We start from the raw sequence: 11,041 nt of genomic DNA, 5'->3' as shown, positions 1-11,041 counted from the left end.
TCCGCCCGAGCCCGTCGACCCGCCCGAGCCCGTGGACCCGCTCGAGCTGTGGGTCGTGGACTTCGAGGTGTGGCTGTCGCCGACGCCGGACGTGGAGTTGCCGGAGACGGTGACCGGGGCCGAGACCGGCGCCGTGACCTGGTTGCCGCCGGCGACGGAGTCCTTGCCGGAGGTGCTGTTCCCCGATCCCGAGCCGCCGGAGCCGCTCGAGCTGTGGGTCGTGGACTTCGAGGTGTGGCTGTCGCCGACGCCGGACGTGGAGTTGCCGGAGACGGTGACCGGGGCCGAGACCTTGGTCGTGACCTGGTTGCCGCCGGCGACCGAGTCCTTGCCGGAGGTGGTGTCACCCGACGAGGACGAGCCGGAGGACCCGGACGACACGCGCGTCGACGGCGCGTCGGTCGTGCTGTCCCCGATGCCGGAGACGGCGTTGCCGGACGCGGTCACGGGGGCCGTGACCTCGGCGGTGATCTGGTTACCTCCGAGGAGGCTGTCGTGGCCCGACGTGGAGTCGTCGGCCCAGGCCGGGGAGGCGAAGAGGACTCCGCCGCCGACCAGGAGGGCTACGTTGAGCCCTCGGCGCATGTAGGCATGCATGGCGTTCCTTCCTGACTGCTCTGGAACCCGTCCACGCAGAGTGGGGACGGGGTGTTGCGCGGCGGCGCGTCACCCGCGGTGCGGGGAGCGCTGCGGCGCGTCAGGCAGGGCTGGTGCCGGGAAGGATGGTCGGCTGCGGAGCCGGACCACGGAGAAGAGAGGCGACCCGGGCGCCGGCGGTCACCGGCAGGGGGAGGCGTCGCCCCGGCAGCGCATCGCTGCCGGCGGAGGACGCCCGGGTCGAGATCGTGAGGCCGAAGCCGCCCACCGCGGCCAGGCAGGCCAGGAGGGGAGCGACCGGCTGGGGGAGGCCGGGCAGCAGCGGCGCGCTGGGCGTCGCCGAGACCGTCGCCCGGACCGCGATACTCGCGTCGTCGGTCGCCGGCGTAGAGGCCATGAGCGGCGCGTCCGCCCGGGCCGCCACGTCGGCCCGCATCGCGCGCAGGGTGGCGATGCGCCCCGAGGCGGCCGCGGTCTGGCGGGCCGCGGTGTCGACGACCGGGGTCGCCGAGCTGGGGGTGGTCCCGGGGGCGAGCACGCCCGGGAGGACCGGGGCGACGACGTCGTCGACGGTCGCGACGACCGGGCCCAGCACGGGGCCGGTCACCGAGTCGAGCACGGGGCCGGTCACCGGGTCGAGCACGGAGCCGGTCACCGGGTCGAGCACGGAGCCGATGACGCCGTCGGTGACGGGTGAGAGCACCTCGTCGAGGCTGCCGGTGACGGGCGAGACGACGTCGCCGACAGACGTGGTGAGGCCGCCGAGCGCGGCGGTCGTGCTGCCCAATGCGGTGGTCACGGGCTCGACAGCCACCGCGACGTCATGCAGGGACGACGTCGCGATGGCGACCGCGGTCGCGACGGGCGCAGTCACGGGCTCGGCGGCCTCGGTCAGGGGGGCCGCGACGCGGGCGACGGTCTTCGTCGCCTCCGCCGCGGTCTTCGTCGCCGGAGCAGCGGCCTTCGCGGCCTGCTGCACGACCGGCTTCGCGGCCTGCTCGACGACCGGCTTCGTCACCGTCGTCGCGGCCTTGGCCGCCGGAGCGGTGACCGAGGTGGCGGTGGTCGTGGCCGTCGCGACCGGCTGGGCCGGCGAAGGCGACGAGGGTTGTGCGACAACCGGTTCGGGTGCCGACGGGGCAGGCTTGGCTGCGGGGGCGGGGGCGCTCTGGGTGACCGGCTCCGCGACGTTCTGGACCGTCGTGGTGACCGGCTCCGCAACCTTGGTCACGGTCGTGGTGACGGGCTCGGTGACCGACGTCGTGGTCGAGGTCACCGTCTTGGTGGCGGTGCCGAGGAGGCCGCCGGAGCCGTCGTCGGCGCGGGCGTCCGGGGCCATGAGGAGGAACCATCCGACGAGCACGAACGCAGCACCGAGCACGACCCTCGTCGGGGTCGACCACAGCATGCTGCGACTCATCGAACGACCTCCTCTCGGCGTCCCTCTCGCCTCGTTGTCCGTTACAGGTGAACACATCGGATGGCATTTCGGAACAGTTTCTTCGACACGTGGGCAGCATTCAACGGCTGAGGAATCAATGTCGTCGATGTGGAATCACGAACCCCCACACTTGCATTCCTCGACCGGCGACGTCTGTGCGAGTGGCGGTCGAGCCTCGCGTCAGCCGACCCGTCAGGCCGGCGAACCGAGTCCGGTGGTCGTCGCTAAACGGTTGCGCGACAGCGTGGTAGCGAGATGCTGCACCCGCCAGCATTCTCTGTAATGTCTGCGCAATGTCCTGGGCGGGATCGCGTCATCCGTTGCGGCCACATCGTCCGCAGATCGTTCTCCCGGCTCCGAGGAGCTCCGCCTCGACGCGACCGACCACCTGTTCTTTCCTACCGGGAAATGTGTTCGGTTGTCGAAGGGTCGAGCCCCGCCCCGGCCTCAGCGGACGACGCCCGCCAGGTCGGTGTCGAGGAACGGGGTGTCGGGCGCGAACCGCTCGCACGACCGCCGCAGTCGTCGCACCCGCACCTCGTCGAGGACGGCGACGGGCCGCGTCAGCAGCCGGGTGCCGAACCCGGCGCTCGCGGGGTCCGGCGGCAGCGTCGCGGGGTCGGCGTCACGGGGCCACGGCGAGGTGAGCGCCCGCCGGGTGCGCACCCCGAGCTGGGCGACGGGGTGCGTCCCCGGCCGGCCGGCGTCGCGGACGTGGACGACGGCGGCGACGTCGGACCAGGGGACGAGGTCGACGGGCGTCATGGCGTCCGTGCCGCCGAGCCGGATCTGCGTCTCACCGGCGGGGCGGGACCGGGGCGGGAAGGCCAGCGCCACGCCCGCCGGCCCCACCGCGACGAGGGCGGGCCCGGCCAGCCGCAGCACGAGGTCGACGCCGAGCGCCAGCGCCGCCAGCACGAGGGCGCCGCGTCCGGCGAGCAGCTCGACGTCACCGTCGGTGACGGCGGACCCCACGAAGGCGGTCGCCTGCTGCACGACCCCGACGACGAGGAGCGCCACCCCCACCGCGGCCCCGTAGCCGGGAGGTCGGGACGAGCGCACGACGACGGCCCCGGGTCCCGCCGCCCGGGCCAGCCGGAGCGCCGTCCGGCCGACGGCGTCGAAGGGCGAGAGCAGCCGTTCGTGCAGCGCGGCCGCCCACCGCCGCAGCGCGACGAGGACGCGGTCGAGCACCGCGTGTCCGACGGCGGAGCCGCTGGCGTCCGTCATCCGGGTCACCGCTCAGCGCTCACGGAGGGCCCACGCGCCCTCAGCCTTGAGCAGCCCCACCGCGAGCGGCAGCAGCAGGATGGACCGACCCGACGCTGAACCGGCGCGCGCCCGGCGCACGACGTGGACCGGTCCGCCGACGACGTCCTCAGGGTCGCGGTCCTCAACGCGCGCGGCGTTCTCCAGACCGCGCGGCGCCGTCGCCGTCATCATGTCCCCCTCGCTGCCTCGGCCACCTCGTCCGGAGGACATTGTGGGTCGGCGGGACGTGCCGCGCAGGAGTTCGCCGAGTCCGCGCGCGTCGTGGTGGACGGTGCCGCGTCCCCGTCCCACTTGTAGTGCCCGCCAGGCCAAGGCGGACCCCACATGTGGTGCCTCATCCGTCACATCAGCCCCACAAATGGTGCTGCGACACGCCGCCCGGACCGTCGCCCAGGGGCGCCGCACCCCTCCTGACCTGCGCAAACAGCCGAAAGGACGACTTATCGCCCCACGTTCTTGCGTCGCTGGGCGCCCGGGAGGCATGATGGCCACAACATCTAGTGGTTACACCGATGTAGTTCGTCCACATCTTGTGAACAGGAAACAGCGGTTCTCCACAGGTTGTTCACACGAGAGTCCACCGTACGGTCCACAGGGAAGGGAGCCGCGCGTCATGCACTGCCCGTTCTGCCGGCACACCGACTCGCGGGTCATGGACTCCCGGACCACCGACGACGGCGCCACGATCCGGCGCCGGCGGCAGTGCCCGGAGTGCGGCCGCCGCTTCACGACGGTCGAGACGGCGAGCCTCAGCGTCGTCAAGCGGTCGGGGGCCACGGAGCCGTTCAGCCGGGACAAGGTCCTCGTCGGCGTCCGCAAGGCCTGCCAGGGCCGCCCGGTCACCGAGGACCAGCTGGCCATCCTCGCCCAGCGCGTCGAGGAGTCGATCCGCAGCGCGGGCTCGGCCGAGATCGACGCGCACGAGGTCGGCCTGGCCGTCCTCGAGCCGCTGCGCGAGCTCGACGAGGTCGCCTACCTCCGGTTCGCCAGCGTCTACCAGGCCTTCGACTCCCTCGAGGACTTCGAGGCCGCCATCACCCTCCTCCGCGCCGAGCAGGACGCGACCGCGCAGGAGCCCAGGAGCACGGAGCCGCAGGCCACAGGCCCTGTCGGACCCCCGCAGTAGAACTGACACACAGGTCACCAGAACGCCCCGTCGGGGGGCAGTGAGAGAGGGAACAGGTATGACCGAGACCGCCGGAGCACGTGCAGGTGCCCGCAAGTCCGCGCGCGCCAAGGGAGTGGGGATCGAGCGGATCTACACCACCCCGGGCGTCCACCCCTACGACGAGGTGACCTGGGAGACCCGCGACGTCGTCCAGCAGAACTGGAAGACGGGGGAGACGATCTTCGAGCAGCGCGGCGTCGAGTTCCCCGACTTCTGGAGCGTCAACGCCTCCACCATCGTCACGACGAAGTACTTCCGCGGCGCCGTCGGCACCGCCGCGCGCGAGACGGGCCTCAAGCAGCTCATCGACCGCGTCGTCCTCACCTACGTCAAGGCGGGCAAGGACCACGGGTACTTCGCGAGCCCCGAGGACGCCGAGATCTTCGAGCACGAGCTGACGTACGCCCTGCTGCACCAGGTGTTCAGCTTCAACTCGCCGGTCTGGTTCAACGTCGGCACCAAGAGCCCGCAGCAGGTCAGCGCCTGCTTCATCCTCTCGGTCGACGACTCGATGGACTCGATTCTCAACTGGTACAAGGAGGAGGGCTTCATCTTCAAGGGCGGCTCCGGCGCCGGCCTGAACCTCTCGCGCATCCGCTCCTCCAAGGAGCTCCTGTCCTCCGGCGGCACCGCCTCCGGCCCGGTGTCGTTCATGCGCGGCGCCGATGCGTCCGCAGGCACCATCAAGTCCGGCGGCGCCACCCGTCGCGCGGCGAAGATGGTCGTCCTCGACGTCGACCACCCCGACATCGTCGAGTTCGTCGAGACCAAGGCGCGCGAGGAGGACAAGATCCGCGCCCTGCGCGACGCCGGCTTCGACATGGACCTCGGCGGCAAGGACATCACCTCGGTCCAGTACCAGAACGCGAACAACAGCGTCCGGGTCACCGACTCCTTCATGCGCGCGGTCGAGGAGGGCACCGAGTTCGGCCTCACCTCCCGGATGGACGGCTCGGTCATCGAGACCGTCGACGCCCGCGAGCTCATGGGCAAGATCGCCACCGCCGCGTGGGAGTGCGCCGACCCCGGCATCCAGTACGACGACACGATCAACGACTGGCACACCAACCCCGAGACCGGACGCATCACCGCGTCCAACCCGTGCTCGGAGTACATGTCGCTCGACAACTCCTCGTGCAACCTCGCTTCGCTCAACCTCCTGAAGTTCCTCCGCGACGACGACACCTTCGACGCCGTGACCTTCCAGAAGGTCGTCGAGCTCGTCATCACGGCGATGGACATCTCCATCTGCTTCGCGGACTTCCCGACCGAGGCCATCGGCCGCACGACGGTCGACTACCGCCAGCTCGGCATCGGCTACGCCAACCTCGGCGCGCTGCTCATGGCCACCGGCCACGGGTACGACTCCGACGGCGGCCGCGCGCTCGCCGCGTCGATCACCTCGCTCCTCACCGGGGCCGCCTACAAGCGCTCCGCCGAGATCGCCGGGGTCGTCGGCCCGTACGCCGGGTACGCCCGCAACGCCGACGCCCACAAGCGGGTCATGCGCAAGCACGCCGCCGCGAACGACGCGGTCCGCACGCTGCACACGATGGACAAGGACATCCACCGCGTCGCCACGAAGGCATGGGACGACGTCGTCAAGCTCGGCGAGAAGAACGGCTACCGCAACGCCCAGGCGTCGGTGCTCGCCCCCACCGGGACCATCGGCTTCATGATGGACTGCGACACCACCGGCATCGAGCCCGACTTCTCGCTCGTGAAGTTCAAGAAGCTCGTCGGCGGCGGGTCGATGCAGATCGTCAATCTCACGATCCCGCGTGCGCTCCGCAAGCTCGGGTACGCCGAGGAGACGGTCGAGGCGATCGTCGAGTACATCGCCGACAAGGGCCACGTCGTCGACGCGCCCGGCCTCAAGACCGAGCACTACGAGGTCTTCGACACCGCGATGGGCGCCCGGGCCATCTCCCCGATGGGCCACGTCCGGATGATGGCGGCCACCCAGCCGTTCCTCTCCGGCGCGATCAGCAAGACCGTGAACCTGCCGGAGACGGCGACGGTCGAGGAGATCGAGGAGGTCTACGTCCAGGGCTGGAAGCTCGGCCTCAAGGCGCTGGCCGTCTACCGCGACAACTGCAAGGTCGGTCAGCCGCTGTCCGACGGCGGCTCCACCGCCAAGGACGCCGCGGCGGACAAGGCGAAGGCCGCTTCGTCGACCGAGGTCGTCGAGAAGGTCGTCTACAAGCCGATGCGCGAGCGGCTCCCGAAGCGCCGCACGTCGCAGACGACGTCGTTCACCGTCGGTGGTGCCGAGGGCTACCTCACCGCCGGCACGTACGACGACGGCCGCCTCGGCGAGGTGTTCCTCAAGTTCGGCAAGCAGGGCTCCACGCTCGCCGGTGTCATGGACGCCTTCTCGATCGTCACGTCGGTCGCGCTGCAGTACGGCGTGCCGCTCGAGACGTTTGTCGAGAAGTTCACGAACATGCGTTTCGAGCCGGCAGGCATGACCGACGACCCGGACGTGCGGATGGCGCAGTCGCTCATGGACTACACCTTCCGTCGCCTCGCGCTGGACTACATGGACTTCGACACCCGGTCGTACATGGGCATCCACACGGCCGAGGAGCGGGCCCGCCAGCTCGAGACCGGCTCGTACGCGCCGGTCGACTCCGGCTCCGACGAGGAGCTCGAGGACGAGATCGAGTCGCTGTCCTCCGGCATCGGCGCCTCCGCGAAGCGCGCCGACGAGGCCACTGCCCCGTCGGCTCCCGCTCCCGCCGCGGCTCCGTCGTCCGACGCCGACTCGGCCGCGACCACCGCCTCCGGCTCCGGCGCCGCCTCGGCCCGCGAGGTCTCCGGCGAGATCCACTCCTCGGCCGACCTCCTGGCAGCCTTCGGCAACTCCAAGGCCGCCGACGCCCCGATGTGCATGACCTGCGGCACCAAGATGCGCCCCGCCGGCTCCTGCTACGTCTGCGAGGGCTGCGGCAGCACCTCCGGCTGCAGCTGACGCTCAGCCAACCGACGAGGCCCCGGGCGGATCACTCCGCCCGGGCCCTCGCCGTTCCCCGGTTAGCGTGTAAAACCGCTGCCGCGTGGCCAGCGGTTAGTGTGCGCTCCACGGTCGAGCGTTTCGAACGTCACGGTGGCGACGGTTTCGCGCAACTGGTGCCGGTCCGTGTGCGGGATGAGCACGGTCCTGATCCAGTTGTGCCTAGCGTGCGCTCCGATGACCGGAACGATCATCTCGAGCGCACGGGTGGGGTCCTCGTGGCTCCCGTCGTAGTGCACCCGTTGAACATCGACCTCAAAAGCGATCGTCACCTCGACGTTGCTGATGGGTAGACGCCCGGGGTTGTCAACCACGAACTCGTACTTCCAACGGCTGAACCGGCCGTTGGTCTCCGCGTCAACGGGACGGTGCACCACTCGGGTGATGACGGCGACGGAGTCGATCTCCGCGGTTCGCTCGTCCGACCGGTCTCTGCGAGCGCGGCGTAGCTCCGACAGTGTCGCGATGAGCGCGATGCCAGCTATGACTGCTGATCCCGTGCTGGCTGCGTCGGCCCAGTTCATTAGAAACCCCAATTCTCGCGATGCGTCGAAAGTTCGCTCCGCGTTTTGTCCCAGTGCTACATGCGTGGTGTGTCTGAAGATCTGCCACCATGAGGGGGCTGGCCGGCGTGTGAGGATGCGGGGCCGGGAGGGGTCAGTGCTCCCATATCGACCACGCGTACACCTTGCTACGTTCGACTGCAGCCTCGCCCGGATAATCGGCACCGACCTCGCCGGTACCGGCGGTGACCACGAGCGATGCCAACGATGGCTCGCCTCGACGGCGACAGTCCTCTGTGACCACGTCGAGCAGCCAGCCCAGACCGTTGACCGCGTAGGGCAGGTCGAGGTCGCGCTTGAGGTCCAAGTACGTCGTCGTTTCGCCCGCTCGCGCCAAGCCGATGAGGTAAATGCGGACGCGCGGCAGGCAAGCCATCGCTGTCGTGGACACTGTGTAGGTCTTGCCCTTGACGTCGAACCGGTCGCCTTCTCGGACCCCTAGTGTCATCCGGCGATCTTGACAGGTCCTTTCACGCCGTGCCATGCCTGGCCTGCGGTTTCCGGCTCGTCGCCATGAGTGTGGGTCGCAGTGGAAGTCCTCCGGCGGTGAGGAGCATTCGGAGGCGATGGGTCTCGTGCCTGCGCAGACCGTGGGGATGGGTCAGGCGATCAGATGGATCGGGCATCGCGCAACACCGGCGCGCTCAATTCTGGCGTCCGCCGTGACGAAGGTCAGGTCGTGGGACTCGGCGACCGCGACGTAGGCGGCGTCGTAGCTGGAAAGGTTGCTCCGCAGCTCCCAGATGCGCGCCACGTGCGGTGAGGTCGGGGCGGTGGCCACGATCACGGCCTGCAGCCACAGTACTGCTCCCTCGGCGTCATCGCGGTGAAGTTTCCCGCTCGAGGCCAGGCTGCGCACCACACTCAGTACCTCGACTCTCCAATGCTCGGGTACGAGCCAGTCCGGGTCGTCGCGAAGCACATTTGTCGCGGCGGCGACTCGGGACTCGACCGCCGGGTTGCCGAAGAGAAGGACGGTGACCGACGCATCGGGGACTATCACCGTCCGCCGCGGGCGGCGTCGACAGCGCCGAAGACGTCCTCAGCAGTGATGTCCGAACGACCACGGCGGGCGACGACCTCGTCGATGAGGACGCGGTTGTTCTCGAACGCTGCCTCCCGCAGGACGAGCTCGCGCAGGTAGAGGTTCAAGGACTGACCGCGCTCACGAGCCCGCGTGGCCAGCACGTTACGAACGTCGTCCGGGATGTCACGGATCTGGAGGGCCACCATGCATGCACTTTACATGCACTCTTTCAGCTCGTCGAATGACCTGCCAGAACTTCTCGATCAATCTGCGCTGTGTGTTGGACGGGGGACTTAGGTTGGTCAGCAGCATCCGGGGGTGGAGACATGCCGTCGGATGAGGCACCGACACCGATCACGAGGTACCACGACGTCGATCTCACGCTGTACTGGGAATGGCGACTTTCGTGCGGCGGTCGAGTTACGGATGGTCGGATACCCAGACTCAGGAGAAGGTCGGATGAACGAGATCGAGGTCATTAGCGACGGCGACGGAGTCGCGCTGATTGGCGATGTCGCAGAGATCGACAGGTTCCTCGCGGCAGAGGACCTGCCGTCAAGGGATCTGGGCTTGCCGCGGCTGAGCACAGCGATGAGTGCCGGCTCGGGTGCGGCGCAGGCCGGCGCGGGGGTGGCGGCGAACTCCGGTCGATGGATCAAGCTGACGGAGGAGTCGGCCAAGCACCTCGCGAAGCTCGACCCCATGAAGGGCTCGGGCGACGGCCTGAACCGCGCCGTGATGATGCAGAAGGGTAAGACGAAGCACATCCTCGAGTTCGTCTCCAAGCCCGGTGCCCGATCGATGCTCACAAACCCGGCAGTGCTGGCGGGTGCTGCCGGCATCATGGCGCAGCTCGCGATGCAGCAGACGATGGACGAGATCACCGACTACCTCGCGGTCATCGACGCCAAGGTCGACGACGTGCTCCGTGCGCAAAAGGACGCCGTCGTCGCCGACATGATCGGGGTCGACTTCGTCATCGAGGAGGCGATGATGGTCCGCGGAGCAGTCGGTCACGTCTCGGAGGTCACGTGGTCGAAGGTCCAGGCGACATCACTCACGATCGCGCGGACCCAGGCCTACGCACTACGCCAGCTGGACGCGCTGGCCTTGAAGCTCGAGCAAAACAGCAAGATGGACGACCTGGCCGACGTCGCGCGCAAGATCGAGGCGGCCACGGCCGACTGGATCGCGGTCCTGGCCCGCTGCTTCCAGCTGCAGGACGCGATCGCCGTCCTCGAGCTGGACCGCGTCCTCGATGCCCACCCGGACATGCTGGAGCAGCACCGACTCGGGGTCCGGTCCGCGCGGGACAACCGCCGAGACCTCATCGCCCGCACGACGATCCGGCTGGTCGAGCGTATGGACACGGCTGCGGGCACCGCCAACGCAAAGGTCCTGCTGCATCCGATGTCCGCGAAGGTCGTCCTTCGCTCGACCGGTCACGTCGCGACATCCGTCGTCGGCTTCCTCGAGCTTCTGGGCATCCGCAACGAGCGCACGGCCATCGAGGCCCGCCGCTGGGCTGACGCCGCCGGCGATGTGCGGGACCGGGCATTGGCTACCGGTGCCGAGGGAGTGCAAGGGGCCCGGACGCTCAGCACCGGCGCCCGAGAAAGGGCACGCGCGGCGACCTCCGGACTGAGTGGGCGTGCGAGCATTCGAGGTCTGCGCCGCCGAACAGTCAAGGGCGACGACCCCGCTGAGTGAGAGCGGACCCCCAGCCCTCTCCAGGTGTGTGAGCGCTGGCGAGACTGAGGGATGTGAGCACTCGCGCGTCTACCTGGGACGAGTATCCGCGCGGCGACACGGACAGCTGGGGCTCGCAGGGACAGCGTCCCGTGGAGTGGTGGGGTTTGGGGTGACGGCGCGGCTCTCTGACTGAAGGGGGCCACCGGCGAGATTCTCGATGTGTACCGCCAAGTACTCGTCGAGAAGGAGCCTCACCGATGGCCCT

General features: G+C 69.4%; 10 protein-coding genes and 1 pseudogene. 3 read left to right on the top strand and 8 right to left on the bottom strand.

The features are described from left to right. The 4 genes and pseudogenes from EPD83_RS18965 to EPD83_RS18950 form a co-directional block, all read right to left on the bottom strand. Positions 1-597 (bottom strand): annotated as a pseudogene (locus tag EPD83_RS18965) (hypothetical protein); the annotation flags it as partial. A gap of 100 nt (positions 598-697) precedes the next feature. Beyond that, positions 698-2,017 carry a hypothetical protein gene (locus tag EPD83_RS18960; RefSeq protein ID WP_128367788.1) on the bottom strand — a complete coding sequence of 440 codons (1,320 nt, stop codon included), beginning with the start codon at positions 2,015-2,017 and terminating at the stop codon, positions 698-700. 468 nt (positions 2,018-2,485) lie between these two features. Beyond that, positions 2,486-3,268, bottom strand: a complete 783-nt coding sequence (locus EPD83_RS18955) for a hypothetical protein (RefSeq protein WP_128367789.1) — start codon at positions 3,266-3,268, stop codon at positions 2,486-2,488. A gap of 12 nt (positions 3,269-3,280) precedes the next feature. Beyond that, the gene (locus EPD83_RS18950) at positions 3,281-3,478 is read right to left on the bottom strand and encodes a hypothetical protein (RefSeq protein ID WP_128367790.1); all 198 of its coding nucleotides are present in this window, start codon (positions 3,476-3,478) and stop codon (positions 3,281-3,283) included. A 445-nt stretch (positions 3,479-3,923) separates the two neighbouring features. On the opposite strand from EPD83_RS18950, the gene nrdR reads away from it, so the two are divergent. Both nrdR and EPD83_RS18940 read left to right on the top strand, forming a co-directional pair. Then, the gene (gene nrdR, locus EPD83_RS18945) at positions 3,924-4,436 is read left to right on the top strand and encodes a transcriptional regulator NrdR (RefSeq protein ID WP_128366563.1); all 513 of its coding nucleotides are present in this window, start codon (positions 3,924-3,926) and stop codon (positions 4,434-4,436) included. A 58-nt stretch (positions 4,437-4,494) separates the two neighbouring features. Then, the gene (locus tag EPD83_RS18940) at positions 4,495-7,452 is read left to right on the top strand and encodes a vitamin B12-dependent ribonucleotide reductase (protein WP_128366564.1); all 2,958 of its coding nucleotides are present in this window, start codon (positions 4,495-4,497) and stop codon (positions 7,450-7,452) included. Between the two features lie 62 nt (positions 7,453-7,514). Here EPD83_RS18940 and EPD83_RS18935 read toward each other — a convergent pair whose 3' ends face one another. The 4 genes from EPD83_RS18935 to EPD83_RS18920 form a co-directional block, all read right to left on the bottom strand. Continuing rightward, positions 7,515-8,018 (bottom strand): hypothetical protein, encoded by a 504-nt coding sequence (locus tag EPD83_RS18935; protein WP_128366565.1) that lies wholly within the window; start codon positions 8,016-8,018, stop codon positions 7,515-7,517. Positions 8,019-8,151: 133 nt separating this feature from the next. Next, positions 8,152-8,505, bottom strand: coding sequence for a hypothetical protein (locus EPD83_RS18930; protein WP_128366566.1), 354 nt, complete (start codon positions 8,503-8,505; stop codon positions 8,152-8,154). A gap of 153 nt (positions 8,506-8,658) precedes the next feature. Beyond that, entirely contained in the window at positions 8,659-9,060 is a 402-nt protein-coding gene (locus EPD83_RS18925; RefSeq protein WP_128366567.1) for a type II toxin-antitoxin system VapC family toxin, read from the bottom strand. Next, positions 9,057-9,290 carry a FitA-like ribbon-helix-helix domain-containing protein gene (locus tag EPD83_RS18920; protein WP_128366568.1) on the bottom strand — a complete coding sequence of 78 codons (234 nt, stop codon included), beginning with the start codon at positions 9,288-9,290 and terminating at the stop codon, positions 9,057-9,059. The genes EPD83_RS18925 and EPD83_RS18920 overlap by 4 nt, the downstream gene beginning before the upstream one ends. 253 nt (positions 9,291-9,543) lie before the next feature. Here EPD83_RS18920 and EPD83_RS18915 point away from each other — a divergent pair, with 253 nt between their 5' ends. Continuing rightward, complete coding sequence (locus EPD83_RS18915) at positions 9,544-10,794, top strand: hypothetical protein (protein WP_128366569.1); 1,251 nt, start codon at positions 9,544-9,546, stop codon at positions 10,792-10,794. Positions 10,795-11,041: the final 247 nt, after the last annotated feature.

The organism is Phycicoccus flavus, assembly GCF_004025965.2.
In the GTDB taxonomy this organism is placed as follows: domain Bacteria; phylum Actinomycetota; class Actinomycetes; order Actinomycetales; family Dermatophilaceae; genus Phycicoccus; species Phycicoccus flavus.
This window is presented reverse-complemented; position numbering and strand designations above follow the sequence as displayed.